This is a genomic window from Methylibium sp. Pch-M, from assembly GCF_004136295.1.
Taxonomy (GTDB): domain Bacteria; phylum Pseudomonadota; class Gammaproteobacteria; order Burkholderiales; family Burkholderiaceae_C; genus Methylibium; species Methylibium petroleiphilum.
This window is the reverse complement of record NZ_CP029606.1, coordinates 1,640,281-1,663,510: the sequence shown is the minus strand read 5'-3', so window position 1 is coordinate 1,663,510 and position 23,230 is coordinate 1,640,281. Positions and strand designations below refer to the sequence as shown.

The following is a 23,230-nucleotide window of genomic DNA, read 5'->3' as shown; positions in this document are numbered from 1 at the left end:
GGGCCGGCCGCGGCCCTGCCTACACTCCCCCCTGGCCGCTGCGGCCGGCACCGCCCCCTCCCTGATCCCCATGCGCATCGACGCCATCCGCCAACGCCTGCGCGCCCTGGGCGCCCGGCCCGGCCACGAGCAGAGCGTGCTGCGCCACTGGGCCTGCGCGCTGCCGCAGCAGCGCCGCAGCGCGCGGGAAGACGTGCTGCCGCTCGCGCTGCGCGAGGCCCTGCCGGCGCTGGAGGCTGAGCTGCAGGGCCTGGCGCAACTGCGCTCCGAGCACCCGGCCGAAGACGGCTCGGCCCGCCTGCTGGTGGCGCTGGCCGACGGCCAGACGGTGGAGAGCGTGCTGCTGCCGCGCGACGGCCTGTGCGTGTCCACCCAGGTGGGCTGCGCGGTGGGTTGCGTGTTCTGCATGACCGGCCAGGGCGGCCTGCTGCGCCAGCTGGGCAGCGCCGAGATCGTGGCCCAGGTGGCATTGGCACGGCGCCAGCGCGCGGTGAAGAAGGTGGTGTTCATGGGCATGGGCGAGCCCGCGCACAACCTGGACAACGTGCTCGAGGCCATCGAACTGCTGGGCACCGCCGGCGGCGTGGGCCACAAGAACCTGGTGTTCTCCACCGTGGGCGACGAGCGCGTGTTCGAGCGCCTCCCGCAAGGCCCGGTGAAGCCCGCACTGGCACTGTCTCTGCACACCACCAAGCCCGAGCTGCGCGCGCAACTGCTGCCGCGCGCGCCGCGTATCGACCCCGAGGACCTGGTGGCCCACGGCGAGCGCTATGCCCGCGCCACCGGCTATCCGGTGCAGTACCAGTGGACGCTGATCGACGGCGTGAACGACGGCGACGACGAGCTGGACGGCATCGCGCGCCTGCTGGCCGGTCGCTACGCGGTGATGAACCTCATCCCCTACAACACCGTGGACGGCTTGGCTTTCCAGCGCCCGGCCTGGGAGCGCGCGGTGGCGATGGCCGGCGCGCTGCACCGGCGCGGTGTGCTGACCAAGCTGAGAAGGTCAGCGGGGCAGGATGTGGAGGGGGGGTGTGGGCAGTTGAGGGCGAGGGTGGGGGGTGAGGTTCGGCGGATTGAGATCAGGCCGGCACTCGGTATCGGCGCGTCTTAGTTCTCGATTGGCATCTGCCGCAGGCGCGAGGGCGCGCGAGAAGGCCGCATCTGATGTGAGTCAGTTTTCGGCCATCAAGAGTCGTTCACGATCGGCCGCTGTTGGGTCGGATGGCCCGTTGCAGCGTGGGCCTTGGCACCAGCGCCACCAACCCTTCCGCTCGAACTCCGCGACCTCTCCCGGGTACCTTGATTTTTTGCTCAGGGCGGCTGAGCGCCTGCTTAGCAGCTGCTACTAGGGCTTGCCCCAGGGCAGGGAAGCCACGCCGCCCTGGCTGTAAGCTGAGGGGGCCGCAAAATACCTGGTGTTCCAGCAAGCCCCGGCGCACAATGCCTCTGACCCTGTCCAAGGACTCCTTGCGACCCTCAAGCAGCCATGACCCAGCGCCACTTCACGAAGCTCACACCAGCCGTTGTCAATGCCAAGCACAAGAGGATTCTCGAAGGACACGCACCCAGGACGCTCGACCTCTTCGCCGGCTGCGGCGGCCTGTCTCTGGGCTTCGATGCGGCGGGCTTCAGGACCATCGGCGCGGTCGAGTTCGACACTGACGCGGCACGCTCGCACGCTGTCAACTTCATGTCTGACCAGCCGCATGAACTCTTCGAGGCTCACGCAGTAGCAAAGGACATCACCAAGATCGAGCCGGCTGACCTACTGAAGAAGCTCGGCATCGCCGGCAAGGTCGAGCAACAGGTTGACGTCATCGTCGGTGGCCCACCATGCCAAGCCTTCGCACGCGTCGGGCGAGCAAAGCTGCGGGAGGTTGCCGACCATCCTGAGGCCTTCCTGAAGGATCCACGGGGCAACCTGTACCTTCGGTACTTGCATTACGTCAACGAGCTGAAGCCGTTGGCGATCCTGATGGAGAACGTGCCTGACGTCCTGAACTATGGCGGGCACAACGTCGCTGAGGAGACCTGCGAGATCCTGACCGCGATGGGATACCGCTGTCGGTACACCCTGCTGAACTCCGTCTTCTACGGCGTTCCGCAGATGCGCGAGCGGATGTTCCTGATCGCCGTCGCGGCAGAGATCGCGGACGAGATCGATTTCCCTGAGCCGACCCACTGGATCGAGATGCCCAAGGGGTATGAAGGCACGCGGCAGGTCGCCCTTCAGACGGTTAAGCAGGACCTCTTCGAGGCAGACCCGTTCTTTGCGAACCCACCGGTCGCTGACAAGACCAAGTGCAAGCCTGCGGTGACCGCTGAGGATGCTCTCGGAGACTTACCGAAGATAACGCTGCACCTCGAAGGCAAGCTGAAGAAGGGTGCTCGGCGGTTCGACACTGTCACCCCCTACGTCAGAGACGTCGATGCGCTCAACGACTACGCCAAGCTGATGAGGTCATGGCCCGGTTTTGAAAACGACGAAGGCATCAAAGACCATGTAATCCGCTGGCTGCCGCGGGACTACGCTATCTTTGCCCGGATGAACCCTGGGGACCAGTATCCTGAAGCGCACAAGCATGCGGTAGCGCTGTTCGAAGAGCGCATCACGGCCCTGCGGAAGAAGACTGGAAAGCCGCTTGGGCCTAAGTCAAAAGAGTTTCAAGACCTGTGGGATGCCACCGTCCCGCCGTATGACGCGACGAAGTTTCCAAACAAGTGGCGCAAGATGGAGTCGTTCGCTCCAGCTCGCACGCTGATGGCTCACCTAGGTAAAGACGGCTACTCACACATCCACTATGACAGCGCGCAAGCCCGCACAGTCTCTGTGCGCGAAGCCGCTCGCCTGATGTCGTTTCCCGATGGTTTCGTGCTGACCGGTAGCATGAACCCTGCGTTCAAACAGATTGGCAACGCTGTTCCAGCCCTGCTGGCGAAGGCTGTTGCCACTCAAATCTACAAACTGCTGACTGATGAGCGTACTGTCCCGCAACGTCGCGCTGAAGAAGCTCACAGCGTCTGACCTCTCCTTCTTTGCAAGCTACTTCGCCCGCTTTCCCAACGTAAAGCAGAAGGCCTTTAACCTGGACGCCGCGGTTATTGAGAGGACCTTTTTTCCGAACATGGCAGCGGCCATCGCGGCAGCGCCAGGACAACGCGCTCCGACTGCGCTGACGATCTACGGCCCCGGCGGGGCTGGCATCGACCTTCTTATGCGGAAGGTGCTGAAGCAGCAGAAGAACTGGCGGCTGAACGGCGAACTGATCCACAACCCTCCCAGCCAACCGCGCCGATACGACAACTTGGTGCCGGGTGACCTCGCGATCATGGAGTTCTATGGCTCCGCGATGCCAAACGCCATCAAGATCGTATTTCTGCAAGCAAGTGACCGAGCGGACGCCACGACGCACGCTGAATTGACCCGCCGCTACCCCGGCCAATGGATGGTCGTTCTGAGCGAGGACGACATTAGCGCTGCCATTACGGCAGCTAACACGCCGACAGTTCATCCCATCCGCGACTGGCTCGAAGGTGACCTGCTAGAAGCAATCGGCAATGGTGATGCTCAGGCAGTCGAGCGGCTGACCACACGCCGGGCGGGGCGTGGCCTTACCGTGGACGACCTCGATAGGGCCAGGGAAACCGCCGCCAAGGTGGGTCGTGACGGGGAGGAACTCCTCAACTTTTTCTTCCAGGAGCAAGGGCCTGCCAACGTCGCCGACTATGAGTGGGTCTCAAGCACTAACGCGGTGTCGCCGTACGACTTCAGCCTCCGCATGACCGACGGCAGCGTTAGATATCTGGACGCGAAGAGCACAGGCGGGGCGTTCGGCAACTCTATCTACATGTCGATCGGCGAAATCCGAGAGGCCGTGAACGGTGGCCTTCCTTACGATCTGTACCGGCTCTACAACGTGACCGAAAGCAGCGCATCGATGCGCATCGCCCATGACGTTGGCCCGTTGCTGGCGCCTGTACTGGCGAACGTCGCGGCATTCCCAGCCGGCGTAAAGGTTGAGTCACTTGCCTTCGACCCGACGTTCTTCAACTTCGGCGTGCAAGAGATTGGGATCAGCTATCCCGACGAGCCCTGAGCGTTCAGATGTTCTGACAGAGGAGCAGCGCAGCTTCTGCATGTCTCGCAACCGCGGGCGTGACACGAAGCCGGAGAAGCTGCTTCGCAAGGCTTGCTGGTCGGTCGGCCTACGCTATAGGTTGGGCTCCAAGGTCATCGGCAAGCCAGACTTTGTGCTAGGTCGAGCAAAGGTGGCCGTCTTTGTGGACGGCTGCTTCTGGCATGGCTGTCCTGAGCACTACAAGGCTCCCGCAACCAGGGCCGACTTCTGGCTCAAAAAGCTTCAGAGCAACCGCATGCGTGACGAGCTGGTCAACATTCAGCTTGCTGCCGAAGGTTGGACTGTCGTGCGCATATGGGAGCACACGGTCAAGCGAGACCTATCTGCTGCTGTCGAGACGGTGCTTCAAGCTCGGCAGGCCTCCAGCAGGGTGCCTAGCTCTTCAGCCAAGGCCGCCTTCACCTGAGGGACAGCAGTTAGGTAGGACTCAGAGACGAGTCCTCTGACTTGATGTCCGATGGCGTGACGGCAAGCACGTGCCTGCTCGCCAGGGATCATGGACAGCACTTCCTGCAGGGTGTCGGCGGTCGGCGCATGCGCCTCAATGAAGGTCGGCGAACCATCGGCGTCGCAGCGATACACCCCGTCCAACACCAGACAGTGGAGGTGGGTTGAGGTTGCCCGACCGGCAGCTTCAGGGCGTCGAGATCGGGGCGGACTATGTCTCTTCAGGGTCGATCGCACCAGCTATGTACCAGCGACAGATCTGCAGTCGCTCACAGGAGTCCTTCTTGAACCGCGTGCTCGAGCAGTCCAAGGTCTGGATCATCGGAGTCGAAAGTGACCTCAGCCTTTAGCAACCTCAGCGGGCCCGGCAAATCCTTGAAGGCGGACCTCCTCGCGTAACTGGGTCATCACAACCCACTTGGCGCCGCTTCAGGGCTCCCACAGCTTCGCAAACGCGAACGACAGTTGACGGTGGTGGCGGATCGACAGGAGATAGACCGTCGATCCGGTGAGCGTGTAGAGGACGAGATAGTCGCCGTGCAGGTATTCGCGCAGAGCATCGACGGCCCCTGGCGGCAGCGCGGCGAGTAGCGTCATCGCTTCGGCGGATTGGGGAGGCTGATCCAGGTAGCGACGCCCGAGGCGCGGGAAGCGGCGCAGATTCGGGATGACGGTGCGGCGAAGCCCGTCGAGCAGCTTGTCGTAGGCCTCAGGTGCATCGGCTTCGGCGAGAAAGGTTTCGATCGACGCCAGCCGCTCGACGAAGCTCGCGGTGAGTTCGACCTGAATGCGCGGCTCAGCCACGCCGCTTGGTGGTCTTGGTTACGGGCTTGCGCGCTTGCTGCAAACGGGCGATGGCCGTATCGGCGTCCTCGGTGCGGCCGGCTGCGATGTCAGCCAGCCCGCGCTTCACGTCTTCGAGCAGCAGCAGATGAATGCGCTCGCGCTCCAGGCGGTGGTAGTAGTCGAGGCGGTCGGCATCGATGAGGGCGACGTAGCTCTCGCCATTCTTCGTGATGACCTTTTCGCTGCCTTGCTTCACTTCATCGGCCAGCTCGGAGAGGGTGGCGCGGGCCTGCGTGAAGGGCACCACGTCCTTTGCGGCAATCGACATGGTGGCTCTCCTGTTGCAGAATTCTGTGCAGTCTACCGGATCATCCTGGGAGAGAACAGGACGATGCCGCGATCGGGGCCAAGCGGCAGGGCGGGCATCCAAAGGCGGCTCGCGCTGCAATCAAGCGCCCACCCGCCTCGGCCTCCTCACCGCCCGCACCTTCCCACTCGCCCCCCCGCCGCAATACAGCAGCCCGGCCCCGTCCGACTCCAGCCCACTCACGCCAGTGCCGGCGGGCATTTCCAGCCGCTCCAGCACGTCGCCACTCGCCGGGTCGATGCGGCGCAGTTCGCTCTCGTCGCCTTCCCAGGTGCCGTGCCACAGGTCGCCGTCCACCCAGGTCACGCCGGTCACGTGGCGGTTGGATTCGATGGTGCGCAGGACCTTGCCGGTGGCGGGGTCGATCTGGTGGATCCTGCGGTCCAGGTACTGCCCCACCCACAGGCTGCCTTCGGCCCAGGTGAGCCCCGAGTCGCGGCCCTCGCCGGGCGCGGGGATGGACGCGAGCACCTGGCCGGTGGCCGGGTCGATCTTGTCGATGCGCGCCTCGGCGATCTGGTACAGGTGCTTGCCGTCGAAGGCCAGCGTGCGCGTGGTCTCGCCGCTCGCGGGGTCGAAGGCCATCAGCCGCTCGCCGGTGGCGGCCCACACGCGCTGTCCGTCGTGCGTCACGCCGTGGATGCGCTCGGCGCCGTCGAAGGGGCCGTACTCGCGCACGATCTCTGCGGGTGCCGTGCGCGCCGGTGGAGTGGTCCGGAGGGTGCTGCTGTTGGTCATGGTCAGGTTCCTTTCGTTGCGCGTCGTGGCCGATGCGGTGGAACCCAATCTACGTGAGCGGCAGCGCGGCAGGGAGTAACAAGTTCGTCGTGAATCCGGCCAGCGGCGGCGCCAGCCAGCGCTGCGCGCGGGCCCGCCCGATGGCGCGCACGCGGCCCGCCGCTTCCAGTTCCACCAGCGCGCGCTGCACGGTGCGCTGGCTCGCGCCCAGCGCCAGCGCCAGCGCCGAGGTGGACCACGCGGCGCCGTCGGCCAGCAGCGCCAGCAGCGAGGCGCGGTCGCCGGCTAGCGGTGGCACCAGCACCACCACCGCGGCAGCGGTATCACCTTCGTGACCCCGCGGCACGAGCAGGAAGCCGCGCTCGGTGGCCTCCACGCGCGCCAGCGGCGCCGCCAGCTTCCGCAGGCGGCCGATCTCCACGCGCAGGCGGGCGCGGTGCGTCTCGTCGGGGCGGCGGGTGCGGAAGGCCTGGGCGATCAGCGCGTTGCGGTCGGCGTCACTGGGCCAGGCCTCGGCGAGCGCGCGCGCCAGCGCGAACAGCAGCGGCCGTCGCGCCAGCGGCAGCCAGGTGCCGCCGGCCCCGTGCAGGCCGCGGCGGCAGGCGTCGACCACCAGCGCGCCGGAGGCGAGCAGCGCTTCCACCTCGGCCAGGCGCAGCGGCTGTTCCTGGCCCGTGGGCAGCAGGCGCCGGGCGGCAGGGCGCTCGAGCGCGGCGCGTGCCTCGGCCACCTCGGCCTGCAGTGCCGGCACGCCGGAGCGCTGAGCTGCGGCGTGCGCGCGGGCCAGGGCCGCCTGTGCCGGCGCGGTGTGCAGCGAGCGCCACGCCAGCTCGGCCGTGGCCAGTGCGGCCACGGCGCGCAGCGCCGGGGGCGCGCCGGCTTCGTTGTCGCCGCGCCGGGGGTCGTCGAGGGGGCCCAGCGCCGCTTCGGCCTCCTGCAGCCGGCCGAGCAGCAGCAAGCGGCGCACCGCGATCAGCCGCGCCTGCAGTGCATTGGCGCGGTCGCCGCGTGCCTCCAGCGCCGCCGCCGCGGCGGCTAGCGTGCCGGGCGCGCCGCGCAGGTCGCGCATCGCGAGCGCCACCTCGGCCTCGGCCACCACGCAGCGGGCGTGGGCCAGGGCCTCGTGGCCGCTGCCGAAGCGGCGCGCGGCGCGCTGCAGCAGCTCGCGGGCGCGCGCGTGCTCGCCCAGCTGCGCCATCGCGATGCCGCGCAGCGCCAGCGCCGGTGGGTCGTCGCGCAGCGCCACGCGCTTGAGCGCGCCGAGGGCGTCGCCGGCGGCCAGGGCGCGTGCGGCGGCGGCGATCAGGGAGTCCATCGGGGCAGGGTACAGCGCGGAGCGACCGGGCCCGCGCCGGGGCCGGAGCCCGGGGGTTCTAGGAACTTGCCTCTAGATTGCTGCAACGCAACAAATCCGTGCCCCATTCGCCGAATCTTTCAGTAAGATGAACTCATGTTGCATCGCAGCAAAATCTGTCCACCCCTCACCCCGATCGACTGGAGCTTCCCATGCTGAACACCGAACAATTCGCCGCCACGAACAAGGCCAACTTCGAAGCCATGATGGGCCTGACCGCCAAGGCCTTCCAGGGCGTCGAGCAGCTCACCGCGCTCAACCTGCAGGTCGCGAAGGCCGGCCTCGACGAAGTGGCCGAAACCGGGCGGGCCGCGCTGTCGGCGAAGGACCCGCAAGCCCTGCTGGCGCTGCAGGCCGCCCCGCTGCAGGCCGCGGCTGAGAAGGCCTCCGCCTACGGCAAGCAGGTGTACGGCATCGTCGCCGGCTTCAAGGCCGACGTGGAGAAGCTCGCCGCCGAGCAAGCCGCTGCGGCGCAGAGCTCGTTCGTCGCCCTGGTCGAGTCCGCCGGCAAGAACGCGCCCGAAGGTGCGAGCAACGGCATCGCGCTGTTCAAGTCGTCGCTGGCGACCCTGAACAACGCCGTCGACGGTCTGCAGAAGGCCAGCCGCCAGGCCGCCGAGACCGCCGAAGCCAACTACGCCGCCGTGACCGGCTCGGTGATCAAGGCCGCCAAGACCAAGCGCGGTTGAGCCCTGGCAAGAGCGTGCCATGAGCGCCTCGTCGCTGCGACTGCAGCTCGGGCTGGAGGATCTTCTCGGAGACCTCCGGCACGCGCGCAGGAGCGGCGACCTGGGCCGACTGGCCCTGCTCCTGTACTGTGAAGTCCGGCGCTGGGCCCGCATGGCCGGTGAGCACCAGCTCGCCGAGCATTCGTCGGCGCTGTTCCTGCAGGGCCCGCACACCGGCCGCGAGGAGTTCCTCGCGCAGGTCGACGACCTGATCGTCGAGCTGGAGAACGCGCACCCCGGGTACGCCCGAAGCGCGTTGCTCGACCCCGCCGCCAGGCCCCCGGGCGAGAGCCCCGTGGCGGCGCGGCCCGCCGAACACTGACGACACCGTCCCTCACGTTTCGTCACAGGGCCCGCCGCTAGACTGCCCTCCGTTCAGGTCTTCTTCTTTCTCTTCAAGGCGGGCGCGCGATGCGGATCCACAGGCTCTCCTTTTCTCTGTGCACCGGCGCCGCCGTGCTGCTCTGTGGTGTCAGCAGCCTCGCCGGTGCGGCGCAGAGCTGCGAGCAGCTGCGCGAGCGCATCGACGCGAAGGTGCGCGCCTCGGGCGCCACGCACTACACGGTCACCACGGTCGATGCCGATGCCGCGGTCGGCGCCTCCGCCAAGGTGGTGGGCCGCTGCGAGCTGGGCACGAAGAAGATCGTCTACACGCGTGGCGAGGAGAGCCCCGTGGCTGCGGCTCCCGCGCCCACGGTCACGGACCGGCCGCGCGGCGAGCCCCTCCTCACCGAGTGCAAGGACGGCTCGGTGTCGGTGGGAGGCGACTGCAGGAAGTAGCCGAGCGCCGGCCTCAGCGCTGCGGCGGCAGCAGCAGTGCCTCCAGCACGGCCGCCGCGCGCAGGCACTCGGCATCCGCGCCGCGCGCGCCGGTCACCTGCAGACCCAGCGGCGCGCCGTGCGGGCCGCGCAGGCCCGGCACGCTGACGCAGGGCGCACCCAGCAGCGTCCACAGCCGGTTGTAGCTGGCCGCGCCGGTGCTGTGCTCGCTCAGCAGCGGCGCCTCGTCGGGCGCGCCGGGCGTGAGCAGCACGTCCACGCCGTGCGCGGCCAGGCCGTCGTCGGCCAGCGCCGCGCGCGCCGCGGCGGCCGTGCGCTGCGCGGCGTCGTAGTCGGCGTCGCCGATCGTTCTCGACGCCTCGCGCAGGTAGTCGCGCAGCAACGGCGACAGCGCATCGGCGTGCTGCGTCAGCTCGGTGTGCAGGCTGCGCACCGCCTCCCAGCCCTGCACGGTGGCCTGGGCCTCGAAGGCCGGGGCGGCCCAGGCCGGCAGGCGCACCTCTCGCACCGTGTGGCCGGCCGTGCGCAGCCGCGCCGCGGCCTCCTGCAACGCGGTGGCCATGGCCGGGGACAGCGGACCCCACGGGTAGTCGGTCACCAGGCCGAAGCGCGGCGCCGCGGTCGGTGCGGGCCGCGTTGCCGCGAAGCGCCGCCCGGCCAGCGCCTGGGCGAAGAACGCCGCATCGGCGACCGTGCGGGTGAACAGCCCCACGGTGTCGAGCGACCACGAGAAGCAGCGCACGCCGGCCGTCGGCAGCCAGCCGAAGCTGGGCTTGCAGCCCACCACGCCGCAGTACGAGGCGGGCCGGATCACCGAGCCGCCGGTCTGCGTGCCGATCGCCAGCTCCAGCAGCCCGGCCGCCACCGCGGCTGCCGAGCCGGCCGACGAGCCGCCCGGCGTGCGGCCCGGTGCGTTGGGGTTGCGCGTGGCGGTGGGGTGCAGGTAGGCGAACTCGGTGCTGGTGGTCTTGCCGATCACCACGCCGCCGGCACGGTGGATCGCGCCCACCAGCGCGGCATCGCTGCGCGGCCGGTGGCCGGTGTAGAGGGGCGAGCCGTAGGCGGTGGGTAGCGCGGCGGTGTCCACGATGTCCTTCACGCCGACCGGCAGGCCGTGCAGCGGACCGCGGTGTTCGCGCTGCGCCGTGGCGGCCTCGCGCCGGGCCGCGTCGCGCGGCAGCAGCGCCGCGAAGGCGCCCAGCGCGGCCTCGTGCGCGTCGATGCGGGCCAGCGTGTCGTCCGCCAGCGTGGCGGCGTCCAGCGTGCCGGCCGCGAGGCGGGCGACGGTGCCAGGGGGGCTGCGGTCGGCGGGGTGCGGGGCGGTGTCCACGGGGTCTCCTGTGTTCCTGTGTATTGCCGCGGCCGATCGTAGGCGCATGTCGCACCCGACGGGTCGGGCATTGCGGCCGGCGTAGGCTGAAGCCTCGAACCGGCACCTCGCCATCGGATGCAAGCGTCCGTCGCACGCTGTCGATTCCGGGGGCGCTGGATCGTCGTGCCCCTATCACCCACTCGAGCAGGAGAAGCGCGATGAACTATGTCGATGGATTCGTGTTGGCCGTGCCCACCGCCCAGCGCGAGGCCTACACCCAGATCGCCCGGAAGGCCTCGGAGGTGTTCAAGGACCACGGCGCGCTGAGCGTGGTGGAGTGCTGGGGCGACGACGTGCCGGAAGGCAAGCTCACGTCGTTTCCGATGGCGGTGAAGCGCAAGGACGACGAGACCGTGGTGTTCTCGTGGATCACCTGGCCCGACCGCCAGACGCGCGACGCCGGCATGGAGAAGTCCATGGCCGACCCGCGCTTGAAGGACGGCATGGACCAATGCCCCTTCGACGGCCAGCGCATGATCTTCGGCGGCTTCCAGGTGATCGTCGAGGCCTGAGCCGCGCCGGGGCGGCCTCGGTGTATGGTCGGCCCCCCGACATGCACCGAGGAGCCGCATCGATGAACCTTCGCGCACTGGCGATTGCCGCGGCCGTGGCCGCGCTGGGGCTGTTCGCCCTGCTCAACTGGCCCGCGATCACGGCGCCGACCGCGCTGACCCTGGGCTTCGCCGAGGTGAACGCGCCGCTCGGCCTGATCCTGCTGGTGGCCAGCGGCGTGCTGGTGGCGCTGTTCCTGGTCTACATCGTGTTCCAGCAGGCCGGCGTGATCATGGAGGCCCGCCGCACCGCGAAGGAACTCAAGTCGCACCGCGAGCTGGCCGACACCGCCGAGGCCTCGCGCTTCACCGAGCTGCGCGCCTTCCTCGACGGCGAGCTGCGCCGGATGGAGGCGCAGGGCGCCGCCACCACGCGCGAGCTGGGTGCGCGCATCGAACAGCTGGAGCGCCAGCTGCAGGAGCAGCTCGCCGAGTCCACCCGCACGCTGTCGGCCTACGTAGGCGAGGTGGACGACAAGCTCGACCGCCTGTTGCCGCCGCCGCAGCTGCCGCGCTAGCCGCGGCGCTCAGCCGCCACGCGCGGGGAAGATGCTCTTCTTCACCACCGCGTGCACGCCCCAGTTGCCGTCCACCACCTGGGTGATGCCGAAGTCGACCGCGATCGACATCAGCGAGATCGCCTCGTCCTCGCCGAGGCCCTGCGTGGTCATCAGGAAATGGCGCATCTTGTGATACGCGTCGCGCAGCGCCTTGTCGACCGATGACTTGCTGTAGATGTCGTTCTGCGCATTGGGGCCCAGCTCGGCCAGGTAGTTGGCGTAGCTGAAGCCGTGCAGCAGCCACTCGTCCTGCGTCTCGAGCAGCGGGTACTTCAGCTCGGCCAGCGGCGTGCCGGGCAGGCTGGCCTTCTTGTGCAGGATGAGCTGGAAGGTGCCGGTCAGCGAGCACTCGATGGCGGTGCCGCAGAGCTCGGAGTCGCCCTGAGACGCATGCGGGTCGCCCACCGAGAACATGGCGCCGGGCACGGCCACCGGGTAGTAGACGGTGGCGCCCTTGCCGATGCGCCAGTTGTCGATGTTGCCGCCGGTGTAGTTGGGCGGGATGGAGTTCACCATCTCGGCCTCGACCGGCGCCACGCCCATGGTCCCGAAGTGCGGCCGCACCGGGATGCGGATGTTCTTCAGCACGTTCTCGTTCTTGGTGATCGTGCGGTGGTCGACCGGCACGCCGGGGTAGTCGATCGTCGGGTGCACCACGCCGAAGGGGTCGGTCTGCGGCGTCCACTTGAAGTTGTAGACCGCGCGCGCCCAGTTGCGCTCGCCGGTGGCGTCGACCTCGTAGATGGTGATCACCTCGCGCTTCTTCGGCTCGGTGATGGTGTCGCCGTAATGGAAGCCCCACCACGCGGCGGCGTTGCTGCCGAAGGCACGGCCCTTGTAGGCCGGGTTGGCGCTGGGCCGCGTGGCCACGTCGACGATGCGCACCTCCAGGATGTCGCCCGGCTCCGCGCCCTTGATGCGCACCGGCCCGGTGCAGATGTGCACGCCTTCGCCGCCACCGGCGCCCACCTTGGCGTCCATCGCGCCGGCGCCGCGGCGGTTGACGCCCTTCTTCTTGGCGTCCCAGTGGAACACGCTCTCGGCGCCGGGGTCGCCCTTGATCATGCGCTCGGCGTCGTCGTTGGCGTGGTGGGTCAGGGTCTCGATGGTCACGAAATCGCCCGACTCCACTTCCACCACCGGCTTGGCCGACTTGCTGAAGTAGCCCCACAGCACGGTGCCGGCCGAGGCCGGGATGTAGTAGTGCGAAGTGAGCCCCGAGCCCGGCTTGGCGGCGCTCTGCGCGAAGGCGCTGGGCGTCATCGCCACGTTCAGCGAGGCCGCCGAGACGGTGGCGCCGCCGACCGCCAGCGCGTCGCGCAGGAAGCTGCGGCGTGCGACCTTGAACTCCTCGCGGACCTCGGCCTCGGCCTCGGGCGTGGCAGGGCCGTGGTTGCAGCCCGGACCGCAGATGTGCTCGTACATGGTGTGAACCCCTCGTGAAGGTGTGGATGGAAGCGACGAGGGCAGTGTGTTGGCCTGGGGGCCGGCGTCGCTTGTCGTGCAGCGCCCAAAAACTTGTCGGCGGCCTGCCGGCGGCCATCGCCGCTGCCGCCGGGCGCGCTCCATGCATGAAGCGAGGCATCCCGACCGGGAGTGCCCGCCACCATGCTCGACGACCTCCGCCGCTTCTCCACCGACGCCTTCCCGGAAGACCTGCGCCCGGCCGCCTGGGCCGAGGTGATGGCCAAGGTGCTGATGGCCCCGGCCGCGCCGGCCTACGACGCCCCGCCGCTCGCGGGCTACGTGTCGGCGCGCAGCTCGGCGCTGGAGTCGGTGTTCGCGCGGCTCAGCTCGTCGCCGCAGGTGTGGCAGCCGCACTCCGGCAACGCGCGGCGCGGCGGCCACACGGTGCTGATGCTGGCGCTGCTGGAGGGCAGCGGCCTGGTGGTGGAGGGGCAGGAGTCGGTGGCGCTGGCGGCCGACGGCATCGTGCTGCTCGACCCGGCGCGACCCTGGCGCGTGGCGCTCAATACCGATTTCCGGGCGGTGGTGATCCGGCTCGAATCGGCGAGCTTCGTGCTGCGCCTGGTGCGCACCAGCGGGCAGGACCTGAACACCATCTCGCCGAAGACCGGCGTGGGCGCGGTCTGCCTGAACCTGGTGCGCTCGATCGCCGACGAGCTGGACCAGCTGGGCCGCCACGAGCTGCTGCCGATCGAGGCGACGCTGATGGAGCTGCTGGTCACCTGCCTGTCGCACGTGGACGACGAAGACGCGCAGGCCGCGGCGTCACCGGACGACTCCACGTCGGTGCAGCTCGGCCACCTGCGGCGCGTGTGCCGCACGGTCGAGGCGCGGCTCGGCGACGCCGAGCTGACACTGGAGGCGATCGCGGCGCTGGAGGGGCTGTCGCCGCGCTACATCCAGAAGCTGTTCAAGGCCGCGTCGGCCAGCTTCGGCGAGTACCTGAAGGCGCGCCGCCTGGAGCGCTGCCGGCTAGATCTGGCCAACCGCGCGCTGGCGCACTTCACGATCGCCGAGCTGTGCTTCCGCTGGGGCTTCGGCGATGCCGCCAACTTCAGCCGCGCCTTCACCGCGCGCTTCGGTGTCTCGCCCAAGGCTTATCGCGCCGCGCCGCCGGCTGACCCGGCACAGGGCCCCACGCAGCGCGGTGCGCCGGCGGCCGGCCTGACGACAAGCCCTTCCGTACGCGCGGCCGCGGCGGCCGACACACCGGAGGCGCGCCGCCGCCAGTTCGAGGCGGTGCTGACGGATCACGAGCGCTATGCGCTGGCGCTGGCGCTCGCGCCGAAGCGCGCGGTGCCGCACGCCGCGGAGGCCGGGCTCCCGGAGGCGCTGCCCGGCGCCGGGCATGCGCCCGAGTACCACTACATCCCGGTGTCCGACCGGACGGTGCACTGGGGCTACCTGAGTCGCACGCTGAAGCCGGTGATCAGCGTGCGCTCGGGCGACGTGGTGACGATCGAGACGCTGACCCAGCACGCCAGCGACGACCGCGAACGCATGATCGACGGCGACCCTGGTGCCGAGAGCGTGTTCCACTGGACCGCCACGCGCAAGGCGGTGGCGCGGCGCGGCGCCGGGCCGATGGATGCGTCGGTGTTCGGCCGCGGCGCGGGCGAGGGCTTCGGCGTGCACATCTGCACCGGGCCGGTCCATGTGCGCGGTGCCGAGCCGGGCGATGTGCTGGAGGTGCGCATCCTCGACATCCGCGCGCGCCCGAGCTGCCACCCGCAGCACCGCGGCAGGCTGTTCGGCAGCAATGCCGCGGCCTGGTGGGGCTACCAGTACCACGACCTCATCACCGAGCCGAAGAAGCGCGAGGTGGTGACGCTCTACGAACTGCAGACCGACGTGGCGGAGCCGTATGCGAAGGCCGTCTACAGCTTCCGCTGGACGCCGCAGACCGACCCCGATGGTGTGCGCCACGAGACCATCGACTACCCCGGCGTACCGGTCGACCCTGCCAGCGTCGACAGGCGCCACGGCGTGCTGGCGAAGGCGCGCGTGCCGATCCGTCCGCATTTCGGCCTGCTGGCGGTGGCGCCGAAGGAGAGCGGGCTGATCGACTCGGTGCCGCCGGGCTACTTCGGCGGCAACCTCGACAACTGGCGCGCCGGCAAGGGCGCGCGGCTGTTCCTGCCGGTGTCGGTGGAGGGCGCGCTGTTCTCGGTGGGCGACCCGCATGCCTCGCAGGGCGATGGCGAGGTCTGCGGCACCGCGATCGAGTGTTCGCTGACCGGCAGCTTCCAGCTCGTGCTGCACAAGCGCGCGCAGATCGCCGACGGTTTCCTCGCCGACCTGAACCACCCCTTCCTCGACGCCGAGGATGCGTGGGTGGTGCAGGGCTTCAGCTTCGCCAACCACCTGGCCGAGCTGGGGCCGCAGGCGCAGACCCAGGTCTACCAGAAGTCCTCGCTGGACCTGGCGATGCGCGACGCCTTCCGCAAGGCGCGCCGCTACCTGATGCAGGCCCACGGCCTGGACGAGGACGAGGCGCTGTCGCTGTTGTCGGTGGCGGTGGACTTCGGCGTGACCCAGGTCGCCGACGGCAACTGGGGCGTGCACGCGGTGATCCGCAAGGCGATCTTTCCGCCGGAGGCGGAGGGCGACGGGGCGGGCGCGGCGTCCGCCTCATCAACGCTGCCGGCTCAGCCGTTGCGGAACAGGAAGCTGTAGGCGTTGAGCGCCGGCACGCCGCCGAGGTGGGCGTACAGCACCTTCGAGCCGGCGGGGAATTCGCCGCGCCTCACCTTGTCGATCATGCCCTGCATCGACTTGCCCTCGTACACCGGGTCGGTGAGCATGCCTTCCTGGCGCGCGCACAGGCGGATGGCGTCGAGCGTGGCCTCGCTCGGCAGGCCGTACTCGGGGCCGCCGTAGCGGGTGTCGAGCACCACGTCCTGCGCGGTGATCTCGCGGCCCAGGCCCACCAGCTCGGCGGTGTTCTGCGCGATGCGCAGGATCTGCGCATGGGTCTGCTCCGGCTTGGCCGAGGCGTCGATGCCGATCACGCGCTCGGCCCGGCCGTCGGCCGCGAAGCCCACCACCATGCCGGCCTGGGTGCTGCCGGTCACCGAGCAGACCACGATGTAGTCGAACTTGAAGCCGAGCTCGGCCTCCTGCGCGCGCACTTCCTCGGCGAAGCCGACGAAGCCCAGGCCGCCGAGCCGGTGCTCGGAGCAGCCGGCCGGGATGGGGAAGGGCTTGCCGCCGGCGGCCCGCACGTCGGCCATCGCCTGCTCCCAGCTCGGGCGGATGCCGATGTCGAAGCCGGCGGCGTCGAGCCGCACGTCGGCGCCGAGGATGCGCGACATCTCGATGTTGCCGACGCGGTCGTAGACCGCGTCGGCGTAGTTGACCCAGTTCTCCTGCACCAGCACGCACTTCATGCCGAGGTGGGCCGCCACCGCGGCGACCTGGCGCGTCTGGTTGGACTGGATGCCGCCGATCGACACCAGCGTGTCGCAGCCCTGGGCCAGGGCCTCGGGGATCAGGTACTCGAGCTTGCGGGTCTTGTTGCCGCCGAAGGCGAGGCCGCTGTTGCAGTCCTCGCGCTTCGCGTAGAGCTCGACCTGCCCGCCGAGGTGGGCGCTCAGGCGCTTGAGCGGCTGGATGGGCGTGGGGCCGAAGGTGAGCGGATGGCGGGGGAAGCGCTGGAGGTTCATGGCGGGGTTCCTGCGAGGGCGAAGACGGTGCCGTCATCTTAGGAAAGCCGCCGGAAATCAGGGTTGCAAAGAAGATCGATCTTGCGCACCATCGAAAGATGAAACTCGAGATGAATCGCCTTTGATTGTTTGAGAAACACCATGTGCGCAACAAAAGTTCGTCGTCGCACCGCGCCGGCTGCCGGGACGCCGGCGCCACCCCCGGTGCCGCTCGACCGTACCGACAAGGCCATCCTGCGTGCGCTGCAGCGCGACGCCTCGGTGTCGAACGTGGCGCTGGCCGCGAAGGTGAACCTCAGCGCGCCGGCCTGCCTGCGCCGCGTCGAGCGGCTCAAGCAGGCGGGGCTGATCAAGGGCATCGTCGCGCTGCTGAACCCGGCCGCGCTGGACGCCGGCATGCTGGTGATGATCGGCGTGGTGCTGGACCGTTCCACGCCCGATTCCTTCGCCGATTTCGAGAAGGCCGCTGCCCGCGTGTCGGGCTGCATGGAGTGCCACGTGGTGACCGGCGAGTTCGACTACTTCATGCTGGTGCGCACGCGCGACAACGACAGCTTCAACCGCCTGCATGCCGAGCAACTGCTGCACCTGCCGGGCGTGCGGCAGATCCGCTCGTTCATGGTGCTCAAGCAGGTGCTGTCGACGACGCAGTTTCCGGTTTGAGGCGGCAGGCGCGAGATCAGACCGATGGGGCACTCTGCTGCGCTCATGTCCCCCGCCGCCGACCTTCGGCCGTCGTCTCCTCCTCTACTTCGCTCCGCAAAGCGCCCCACCGGCCTGATCCACCACCGTCATTGGTGTTCGACCGTCGCAACTCACCGTTGTGTCTGCCAAGGACGTCGGGTGGCCGACGGAGCGAAGTAGAGGAGGAGGCCAGGCGCAGCCTGGCCGGGGGACATGAGCGCAGTCGGCCACCCGATGGCTTTGGCCGCCCCGCACATCGACGATGCGCAAAGGAAACGCTTTACCCCGCAGCCAACGGCGCACTGGTCCGGCGGCCCGAGAAGTCGGTCCAGCAGCCGGCCTCGAAGTCGTAGAGCTTGCAGCGCCGCGCGGTGTCGGCGTACCAGCGCCACGAGAACGGCTGCACGACGATGTGCCCCGCGAGCCGCTCCTCCAACAGCCGCTGCGCCCGCTTTAGACGGTACAGCGGCACGCTCATGTCCACGTGGTGCGCGGTGTGCTCCATGATGTGGTGCAGCGCGCTGCCCATGAAGGAGCGGAAGGTCAGGTGGACCGTGGTGGACACGAAGGGCTGCGCGTCCGCCCAGCGCCGCTTGTCCTCGTACCACGCCACGCCGGTGTGCGTGTGGTGCACGTAGACCACGAAGCCGATCATGCCGTTCCAGAACACGAAGGGCAGCACGAAGCCCGTCAGCACCAGCAACGCGGCCGACTGACCGGTGGCCGCCGCGGCCGCCACCAGGCCGGCGATCCATGCCGCCGCGCCCGCGACCACCAGCACGCCGTCCCAGAAGAACGCCGCGCGCCGCGTCGGCATGGTGCGCCGGTTCGGGAACAGCAGCCGGCTCCACCAGATCTCCACCAGGTAGTAGAGCCAGGGGGCCCAGCCGCTGCGGTACAGGCGCTCGAGCCCGCGCCGCCAGCGCGGCAGTGCGCGGTAGGCCTCGAGCGTGCGTGGTTCCCACACGAAGTCGAAGCCCTTCAGGTTGGTGTAGCCGTGGTGCACCACGTTGTGCCCCACCTCCCACAGGCTGTAGGGCGTGAGCGAGGGCAGGAACACCAGGCGGCCGAGCCAGCGGTTGAGTCGGCGGTGCGGCGTGAGGCTCTGGTGGCAGGCGTCGTGGCCGAGGATGAACAGCCGGCCGATGACGAAGCCGGCCGCCATGCCTGCCAGCAGCTTCATCGGCAGCGTCTCGAACGCGACGGTGGCGGTCAGCGCGGCGCCCAGCAGCAGCAGGTCGACGAGCGTCAGCGCGAGCGCGTAGGCCGTGCTGCGCGAGGCCAGCGGCGCCAGCCAGGCGCGGATCAGCTTGCGGTGGGGGATGGCGCTCGGGGCGGCGGACGGGGGCGCGAGGTCGGGACAGGCAGCAGGCATCGGAGGCGGGTGGCGCGAACGCAGGCGGATCGGAACGCCGAAGGCTAGGGCCGCGGGCGGGGGCTGTCCTTGACGGCGGTCAAGCGGGCGCGCCGGGCGTGTGCGCTCGTTGCCCGTGCACGCACGCGGCGTGCGCGATTCGGGGATGATCGGCGGCCAGCGGCGCTGGCGGCTGCCCGCGTCCCGTCTTCCTTCCCCGATGAATTCGACTTTCCTGCGCAGGGCCCTGGTGCTGGGCCTGCTGTCCTCGATCGGTCCGTTCGCGATCGACATGTACCTGCCCGCGCTGCCGGCCATCGGCAGCGCACTGCAGGCTGACGTGCACGCGGTGCAGATGAGCCTGATGGCCTTCTTCGTGTCGTTCGCGATCAGCCAGCTGGTCTACGGTCCGGCGTCCGACATGTTCGGCCGCAAGCCGCCGCTGTACGTCGGCATCGGGCTGTTCATCGTCGGCAGCGTGGGCTGCGCGCTCGCGCCCGACATCGGATGGTTGATCGCCTTCCGCTTCCTGCAGGGCCTGGGTGGCGGTGCGCCGATCGTGGTGCCGCGCGCCATCGTGCGCGACCTGCACACCGGCGTGGAGGCCACGCGGCTGATGTCGCTGCTGCTGCTGGTGTTCAGCGTGTCGCCCATCCTCGCGCCGCTGATCGGCAGCTTCGTGATCGACGCCGCCGGCTGGCGCGCGATCTTCTGGGCGGTCACCGGCATCGGCGTGGTGGGCCTGCTGCTGGTGGCGCTGACGCTGGAGGAGACGCGGCCCGCCGCGCAGCGCACGCAGAGCGATGTGGCGAGCACGCTGCGCGCCTTCGCGCTGCTGCTGCGTGATCGGCATTTCCTGGGGCTCACGGCGATCGGTGCCTTCGGCATGGCGAGCTTCTTCATCTTCCTGGCCAACTCGTCCTTCGTGTTCATCGGTCACTACGGGCTGACGCCGCGCGAGTACAGCCTGGCCTTCAGCGTGAACGCGGCCTCGTTCATCGGCGTGTCGCAGTTCGCCGGCCGGCTGACGGCGCGCTTCGGCCTCGCGAGCATCGTGCGGGTGGCGGTGCTGGGCTTCGCGCTGTCGCTGGGTGCGCTGCTGGCGTTCAACCTGGCCGGCATCGACCGGCTCGACGTGATGATCGTCGTCATGCTCGTCGGCTACGGTTTCCTCGGCCTGGTCGTGCCCACCACCTCGGTGATGGCGCTCGACGACCACGGCGAGATCGCCGGTGCCGCGTCGGCGCTGATGGGCACGCTCCAGCTGGTGCTCGGTGCAGGGGTGATCGCGCTGATGAGCGGCTTCGCCGACGGCAGCGCGCGGCCGATGGTGGCCGGCATGGCGGCCGCAGCGCTGTGCGCGCTGCTGCTGACCTGGTTGACGCTGGGCGGGCGCCGGTCGGCCGCGTCGGCGGCGACGCGGCCCTGCAGCTGAGCCGTCGCGACGCTCAGTCGGCCGGCGAGGACGAGGACGCGCCCGAGCTGCCGACCGACTTGAGCTTCTGCCCGCCGCTCTCGATCACCTCGCCGGTCTTGCGCACCCCCTTGCGGACCGCGCGGCCGGTGGCCTCGGCGCCGGTCTCGATGGCTTCGCCGGCCTTGTGCGCGCCGCGCTCGATCGCGGCGCCGGTCTTCCTCGCGCCGCGCTCGATGGCTTCGCCGGTCTTGACCGCGGCGTTCGACACGGCCTCGCCGGTCGCGCTGGCGGCCTGCTTCACCTTGGACGGTGCCTCTGCGGCCACGGCGGCCGCGCAGGCGATCAGGGCAATGGCGATGACGGGGGTCTTGCGCATGGGCTCGCTCCTCGCGGACGGTGCGCCGGCATCCCGCGGGGCGCCGGTCAGTCGCGATTCTGCGCGAACCGGTCGCGCTGCCTGTCGCAGGGTGTGTCCGTCAGTGGCTGATCATCCAGGGCCGCTTGCTCGGGAAGGCCTTGGCGCCGTTGGCCGCGGTCACCGTGGCGCCGCGCCGCGTGGACGCGCCGGAGGAGCAGCAGCCGCAGCCCGACGGGTGCCGCAGGCGCTGGTAGTCGCGCGAGCTCTTCGGTTCATGTCGCGCGCGCTCGTTGACCTCGATCGCGCTGCGGGTGCTGCCGGCCATCAGTGCCAGCCGTGGCGCGCTGACGAAGACGCGCGGCGACTCGCGCTGGCAGTCGGGGCAGGCGGCCGGCTCGTTGCGGGCGGACAGCGTGCGGAAGGCGTCGAAGCCGCCGCACGCAGGGCAGGCGTAGTCGTAGGTGGGCATGGCGGTGGCCTCGGGGGACTCAGAGGTCGGGCGACAGCGGCATGTCGATCGAGCCGTCGAGGTACTTCACCGGCCCGGCGGCGCTCGGGTTGATGTCGAAGTCGAAGATCTGCGTCGGCAGCCACAGCGTGGCGCAGGCGTTCGGGATGTCGACCACGCCGCTGATGTGCCCCTGCACCGGCGCCGTGCCGAGGATGGAGTGCGCCTGCGCGCCGGAGTAGCCGAACTTCTTCAGGTACTCGATGGCGTTCAGGCAGGCCTGGCGGTAGGCCACGTGCACGTCGAGGTAGTGCTGCTGGCCGTGCTCGTCGACCGAGATGCCCTCGAAGATGATGTAGTCGTTGTAGTGCGGCGTGATCGGGCTGGGCTTGAAGATCGGGTTCTTGATGCCGTACTTGGCCATGCCGCCCTTGATCAGGTTCACCTTCATGTGCACCCAGCCGGCCATCTCGATCGCGCCGCAGAAGGTGATCTCGCCGTCGCCCTGGCTGAAGTGCAGGTCGCCCACGCTGAGGCCGGCGCCGTCCACGTAGACCGGGAAGTAGATCTTGGAGCCGCGCGACAGGTCCTTGATGTCGCAGTTGCCGCCGTGCTCGCGCGGCGGCACGGTGCGCGCCCCCTCGGCGGCGGCCTTGGCCTTGGCCTCGCCGGTCATCTTGCCCATGTGGGCGGTGCCGGCGAACGGCGGGCAGGCCAGCGCGGGCACGCGGTCGGGGTCGGTCGCGATGAAGGCGGTCTCGCGCTCGTTCCACAGGTCGAGCATCTTCCTGTCCGGCAGGCAGCCGATCAGCCCGGGGTGGATCAGGCCGGCGAACTGCACGCCGGGCACGTGGCGCGAACTGGTGAACATGCCGTGGAAGTCCCAGATCGACTTCTGCGCCTGCGGGAAGTGGTCGGTGAGGAAGCCGCCGCCGTTCTTCTTGCTGAAGAAGCCGTTGAAGCCCCACAGGCTGTCGGGCTTGGCGCCGATGTCGAGCAGGTCCACCACCAGCAGGTCGCCGGGCTCGGCGCCCTTCACGCCCACCGGGCCCGACAGGTAGTGCACCGTGGTCAGGTCGATGTCGCGCACGTCGTCGGCGCTGTCGTTGTTCTTGATGAAGCCACCGGTCCAGTCGAAGGTCTCGAGGATGAAGTCGTCGCCCGGCTTGACCCAGCAGGCCATCGGGATGTCCGGATGCCAGCGGTTGTGGATCATCTCGTTCTCGGTGGGCGACTTCGTGAGGTCGACCTTGATCAGGGTGTCGGTCATGAGGGGCTCCTTGGGCGGGGTTGTCTCGGGGCGCTTGGGGGGGTCAAACGGAGAGGTACTGCTTGATGTGGGCCACGTCGGTGCTGGCGCGCGGGGTCTCGTGCACGAGCCGGCCGCCCTCGATGACGAACAGCCGGTCGGCCACGTCCATCGCGAAGCTCAGCACCTGCTCGGAGACCACGATCGTGATCTCGCGCATCTTGCGGATCTCGTTGAGCGCCTTCGCGATGTCCTTGATGATCGACGGCTGGATGCCTTCGGTCGGCTCGTCGAGCAGCAGCACCTTGGGGTTGGTGACCAGCGCGCGGGCGATGGCGAGCTGCTGCTGCTGGCCACCCGACAGGTTGCCGCCCTTGCGGCGGCGCATGTCGAACAGCACCGGGAACAGCGCGTAGATCTCTTCCGGTATCTCCTTGTGCTTCGCGTTCTCCAGGCCGGTCTGGATGTTCTCCTCGACGCTGAGCGTCGGGAAGATCATGCGGCCCTGCGGCACGTAGGCGATGCCCTTGGCGACGCGGCGGAAGCTCTCGTCCTTGGAGACGTCCTGGCCGTCGATCTCTATCGTTCCCGACTTCAGCGGCAGGATGCCGATCAGCGACTTGAACAGCGTGGTCTTGCCCATGCCGTTGCGGCCCATGATCGCGACCGTCTCGTTCTTCTTGGCCGAGAAGTCGATGCCGTGCAGGGCCTCGCTCTGGCCATACGCGACGTGCAGGTTCTTGACGTTGAGCATGGTGGCGAT

Annotated in this window: 24 protein-coding genes; 12 read left to right on the top strand and 12 right to left on the bottom strand. The window is 69.2% G+C overall.

Going from position 1 to position 23,230, the window contains the following annotated elements:
- The first annotated feature begins 70 nt into the window (after positions 1 to 70).
- The 4 genes from C1M51_RS07975 to C1M51_RS07960 all read left to right on the top strand — a co-directional run bounded on the left by C1M51_RS07975 (position 71) and on the right by C1M51_RS07960 (position 4,548).
- Entirely contained in the window at positions 71 to 1,114 is a 1,044-nt protein-coding gene (locus tag C1M51_RS07975; RefSeq protein WP_129448972.1) for an RNA methyltransferase, read from the top strand.
- Between the two features lie 375 nt (positions 1,115 to 1,489).
- Positions 1,490 to 3,028: a DNA cytosine methyltransferase gene (locus C1M51_RS07970; RefSeq protein ID WP_129448971.1), complete on the top strand. Its 1,539-nt coding sequence runs from the start codon at positions 1,490 to 1,492 to the stop codon at positions 3,026 to 3,028.
- On the top strand, positions 2,979 to 4,100 hold the full coding sequence (locus C1M51_RS07965; protein ID WP_129448970.1) for a protein NO VEIN domain-containing protein: 1,122 nt from the start codon (positions 2,979 to 2,981) through the stop codon (positions 4,098 to 4,100). The genes C1M51_RS07970 and C1M51_RS07965 overlap by 50 nt, the downstream gene beginning before the upstream one ends.
- Before the next feature lie 40 nt (positions 4,101 to 4,140).
- The gene (locus tag C1M51_RS07960) at positions 4,141 to 4,548 is read left to right on the top strand and encodes a very short patch repair endonuclease (RefSeq protein WP_129448969.1); all 408 of its coding nucleotides are present in this window, start codon (positions 4,141 to 4,143) and stop codon (positions 4,546 to 4,548) included.
- 470 nt (positions 4,549 to 5,018) lie between these two features.
- Here the strand turns inward: C1M51_RS07960 and C1M51_RS07950 are convergent, their stop codons facing one another.
- The 4 genes from C1M51_RS07950 to C1M51_RS07935 all read right to left on the bottom strand — a co-directional run bounded on the left by C1M51_RS07950 (position 5,019) and on the right by C1M51_RS07935 (position 7,795).
- On the bottom strand, positions 5,019 to 5,393 hold the full coding sequence (locus C1M51_RS07950; protein WP_129448968.1) for a type II toxin-antitoxin system RelE/ParE family toxin: 375 nt from the start codon (positions 5,391 to 5,393) through the stop codon (positions 5,019 to 5,021).
- Positions 5,386 to 5,703 carry a type II toxin-antitoxin system Phd/YefM family antitoxin gene (locus tag C1M51_RS07945; protein WP_129448967.1) on the bottom strand — a complete coding sequence of 106 codons (318 nt, stop codon included), beginning with the start codon at positions 5,701 to 5,703 and terminating at the stop codon, positions 5,386 to 5,388. The genes C1M51_RS07950 and C1M51_RS07945 overlap by 8 nt, the downstream gene beginning before the upstream one ends.
- Positions 5,704 to 5,823: 120 nt before the next feature.
- Positions 5,824 to 6,480 (bottom strand): PQQ-binding-like beta-propeller repeat protein, encoded by a 657-nt coding sequence (locus C1M51_RS07940; RefSeq protein ID WP_129448966.1) that lies wholly within the window; start codon positions 6,478 to 6,480, stop codon positions 5,824 to 5,826.
- Between the two features lie 49 nt (positions 6,481 to 6,529).
- Entirely contained in the window at positions 6,530 to 7,795 is a 1,266-nt protein-coding gene (locus tag C1M51_RS07935; protein ID WP_129448965.1) for a helix-turn-helix domain-containing protein, read from the bottom strand.
- Positions 7,796 to 7,986: 191 nt separating this feature from the next.
- Here C1M51_RS07935 and phaP point away from each other — a divergent pair, with 191 nt between their 5' ends.
- The 3 genes from phaP (at position 7,987) to C1M51_RS07920 (ending at position 9,342) form a co-directional block, all read left to right on the top strand.
- A complete protein-coding gene (gene phaP, locus C1M51_RS07930) occupies positions 7,987 to 8,523 on the top strand; it encodes a TIGR01841 family phasin (RefSeq protein WP_129448964.1) in 537 nt (178 codons plus the stop codon).
- Positions 8,524 to 8,542: 19 nt separating this feature from the next.
- Positions 8,543 to 8,884, top strand: coding sequence for a hypothetical protein (locus tag C1M51_RS07925; protein WP_036236292.1), 342 nt, complete (start codon positions 8,543 to 8,545; stop codon positions 8,882 to 8,884).
- A gap of 134 nt (positions 8,885 to 9,018) precedes the next feature.
- Complete coding sequence (locus C1M51_RS07920; RefSeq protein WP_242499999.1) at positions 9,019 to 9,342, top strand: DUF1161 domain-containing protein; 324 nt, start codon at positions 9,019 to 9,021, stop codon at positions 9,340 to 9,342.
- Positions 9,343 to 9,355: 13 nt separating this feature from the next.
- Here C1M51_RS07920 and C1M51_RS07915 read toward each other — a convergent pair whose 3' ends face one another.
- A complete protein-coding gene (locus tag C1M51_RS07915) occupies positions 9,356 to 10,672 on the bottom strand; it encodes an amidase (RefSeq protein ID WP_129448962.1) in 1,317 nt (438 codons plus the stop codon).
- Between the two features lie 200 nt (positions 10,673 to 10,872).
- Between C1M51_RS07915 and C1M51_RS07910 the strand changes: the two genes are divergently transcribed.
- Positions 10,873 to 11,226 (top strand): DUF1428 domain-containing protein, encoded by a 354-nt coding sequence (locus tag C1M51_RS07910; RefSeq protein ID WP_129448961.1) that lies wholly within the window; start codon positions 10,873 to 10,875, stop codon positions 11,224 to 11,226.
- A gap of 62 nt (positions 11,227 to 11,288) precedes the next feature.
- The gene (locus tag C1M51_RS07905) at positions 11,289 to 11,783 is read left to right on the top strand and encodes a LapA family protein (RefSeq protein ID WP_129448960.1); all 495 of its coding nucleotides are present in this window, start codon (positions 11,289 to 11,291) and stop codon (positions 11,781 to 11,783) included.
- Positions 11,784 to 11,792: 9 nt separating this feature from the next.
- On the opposite strand, the gene C1M51_RS07900 is transcribed toward C1M51_RS07905, so the two are convergent.
- Positions 11,793 to 13,250: an acetamidase/formamidase family protein gene (locus C1M51_RS07900; RefSeq protein ID WP_011831173.1), complete on the bottom strand. Its 1,458-nt coding sequence runs from the start codon at positions 13,248 to 13,250 to the stop codon at positions 11,793 to 11,795.
- Between the two features lie 183 nt (positions 13,251 to 13,433).
- On the opposite strand from C1M51_RS07900, the gene C1M51_RS07895 reads away from it, so the two are divergent.
- On the top strand, positions 13,434 to 15,968 hold the full coding sequence (locus C1M51_RS07895) for an acetamidase/formamidase family protein (RefSeq protein WP_129448959.1): 2,535 nt from the start codon (positions 13,434 to 13,436) through the stop codon (positions 15,966 to 15,968).
- On the opposite strand, the gene C1M51_RS07890 is transcribed toward C1M51_RS07895, so the two are convergent.
- Complete coding sequence (locus tag C1M51_RS07890) at positions 15,941 to 16,957, bottom strand: 1-aminocyclopropane-1-carboxylate deaminase (protein ID WP_129448958.1); 1,017 nt, start codon at positions 16,955 to 16,957, stop codon at positions 15,941 to 15,943. The two genes, C1M51_RS07895 and C1M51_RS07890, sit on opposite strands and share 28 nt — an antisense overlap.
- 141 nt (positions 16,958 to 17,098) lie before the next feature.
- Between C1M51_RS07890 and C1M51_RS07885 the strand changes: the two genes are divergently transcribed.
- The gene (locus tag C1M51_RS07885; protein ID WP_129448957.1) at positions 17,099 to 17,620 is read left to right on the top strand and encodes an Lrp/AsnC family transcriptional regulator; all 522 of its coding nucleotides are present in this window, start codon (positions 17,099 to 17,101) and stop codon (positions 17,618 to 17,620) included.
- Positions 17,621 to 17,921: 301 nt separating this feature from the next.
- On the opposite strand, the gene C1M51_RS07880 is transcribed toward C1M51_RS07885, so the two are convergent.
- Positions 17,922 to 19,016, bottom strand: a complete 1,095-nt coding sequence (locus tag C1M51_RS07880; RefSeq protein ID WP_207207815.1) for a fatty acid desaturase — start codon at positions 19,014 to 19,016, stop codon at positions 17,922 to 17,924.
- A gap of 199 nt (positions 19,017 to 19,215) precedes the next feature.
- Here C1M51_RS07880 and C1M51_RS07875 point away from each other — a divergent pair, with 199 nt between their 5' ends.
- On the top strand, positions 19,216 to 20,430 hold the full coding sequence (locus C1M51_RS07875) for a multidrug effflux MFS transporter (RefSeq protein WP_129448956.1): 1,215 nt from the start codon (positions 19,216 to 19,218) through the stop codon (positions 20,428 to 20,430).
- Positions 20,431 to 20,443: 13 nt separating this feature from the next.
- On the opposite strand, the gene C1M51_RS07870 is transcribed toward C1M51_RS07875, so the two are convergent.
- The 4 genes from C1M51_RS07870 to urtE form a co-directional block, all read right to left on the bottom strand.
- The gene (locus C1M51_RS07870) at positions 20,444 to 20,788 is read right to left on the bottom strand and encodes a hypothetical protein (RefSeq protein ID WP_129448955.1); all 345 of its coding nucleotides are present in this window, start codon (positions 20,786 to 20,788) and stop codon (positions 20,444 to 20,446) included.
- A 100-nt stretch (positions 20,789 to 20,888) separates the two neighbouring features.
- A complete protein-coding gene (locus C1M51_RS07865) occupies positions 20,889 to 21,239 on the bottom strand; it encodes a zinc ribbon domain-containing protein (RefSeq protein ID WP_129448954.1) in 351 nt (116 codons plus the stop codon).
- 19 nt (positions 21,240 to 21,258) lie between these two features.
- Entirely contained in the window at positions 21,259 to 22,488 is a 1,230-nt protein-coding gene (fmdA, locus tag C1M51_RS07860; protein WP_129448953.1) for a formamidase, read from the bottom strand.
- A gap of 43 nt (positions 22,489 to 22,531) precedes the next feature.
- Complete coding sequence (gene urtE, locus C1M51_RS07855; protein WP_129448952.1) at positions 22,532 to 23,221, bottom strand: urea ABC transporter ATP-binding subunit UrtE; 690 nt, start codon at positions 23,219 to 23,221, stop codon at positions 22,532 to 22,534.
- Between the last annotated feature and the right edge of the window lie 9 nt (positions 23,222 to 23,230).

Coding starts and splice junctions, on each gene's coding strand:
- C1M51_RS07975 (WP_129448972.1), top strand. CDS start 71: ATGCGCATCGACGCCATCCGCCAACGCCTGCGCGCCCTGGGCGCCCGG.
- C1M51_RS07970 (WP_129448971.1), top strand. CDS start 1,490: ATGACCCAGCGCCACTTCACGAAGCTCACACCAGCCGTTGTCAATGCC.
- C1M51_RS07965 (WP_129448970.1), top strand. CDS start 2,979: ATGAGCGTACTGTCCCGCAACGTCGCGCTGAAGAAGCTCACAGCGTCT.
- C1M51_RS07960 (WP_129448969.1), top strand. CDS start 4,141: ATGTCTCGCAACCGCGGGCGTGACACGAAGCCGGAGAAGCTGCTTCGC.
- C1M51_RS07945 (WP_129448967.1), bottom strand. CDS start 5,703: ATGTCGATTGCCGCAAAGGACGTGGTGCCCTTCACGCAGGCCCGCGCC.
- C1M51_RS07940 (WP_129448966.1), bottom strand. CDS start 6,480: ATGACCAACAGCAGCACCCTCCGGACCACTCCACCGGCGCGCACGGCA.
- C1M51_RS07935 (WP_129448965.1), bottom strand. CDS start 7,795: ATGGACTCCCTGATCGCCGCCGCCGCACGCGCCCTGGCCGCCGGCGAC.
- phaP (WP_129448964.1), top strand. CDS start 7,987: ATGCTGAACACCGAACAATTCGCCGCCACGAACAAGGCCAACTTCGAA.
- C1M51_RS07925 (WP_036236292.1), top strand. CDS start 8,543: ATGAGCGCCTCGTCGCTGCGACTGCAGCTCGGGCTGGAGGATCTTCTC.
- C1M51_RS07910 (WP_129448961.1), top strand. CDS start 10,873: ATGAACTATGTCGATGGATTCGTGTTGGCCGTGCCCACCGCCCAGCGC.
- C1M51_RS07905 (WP_129448960.1), top strand. CDS start 11,289: ATGAACCTTCGCGCACTGGCGATTGCCGCGGCCGTGGCCGCGCTGGGG.
- C1M51_RS07900 (WP_011831173.1), bottom strand. CDS start 13,250: ATGTACGAGCACATCTGCGGTCCGGGCTGCAACCACGGCCCTGCCACG.
- C1M51_RS07895 (WP_129448959.1), top strand. CDS start 13,434: ATGCTCGACGACCTCCGCCGCTTCTCCACCGACGCCTTCCCGGAAGAC.
- C1M51_RS07890 (WP_129448958.1), bottom strand. CDS start 16,957: ATGAACCTCCAGCGCTTCCCCCGCCATCCGCTCACCTTCGGCCCCACG.
- C1M51_RS07885 (WP_129448957.1), top strand. CDS start 17,099: ATGTGCGCAACAAAAGTTCGTCGTCGCACCGCGCCGGCTGCCGGGACG.
- C1M51_RS07880 (WP_207207815.1), bottom strand. CDS start 19,016: ATGCCTGCTGCCTGTCCCGACCTCGCGCCCCCGTCCGCCGCCCCGAGC.
- C1M51_RS07875 (WP_129448956.1), top strand. CDS start 19,216: ATGAATTCGACTTTCCTGCGCAGGGCCCTGGTGCTGGGCCTGCTGTCC.
- C1M51_RS07870 (WP_129448955.1), bottom strand. CDS start 20,788: ATGCGCAAGACCCCCGTCATCGCCATTGCCCTGATCGCCTGCGCGGCC.
- C1M51_RS07865 (WP_129448954.1), bottom strand. CDS start 21,239: ATGCCCACCTACGACTACGCCTGCCCTGCGTGCGGCGGCTTCGACGCC.
- fmdA (WP_129448953.1), bottom strand. CDS start 22,488: ATGACCGACACCCTGATCAAGGTCGACCTCACGAAGTCGCCCACCGAG.
- urtE (WP_129448952.1), bottom strand. CDS start 23,221: ATGCTCAACGTCAAGAACCTGCACGTCGCGTATGGCCAGAGCGAGGCC.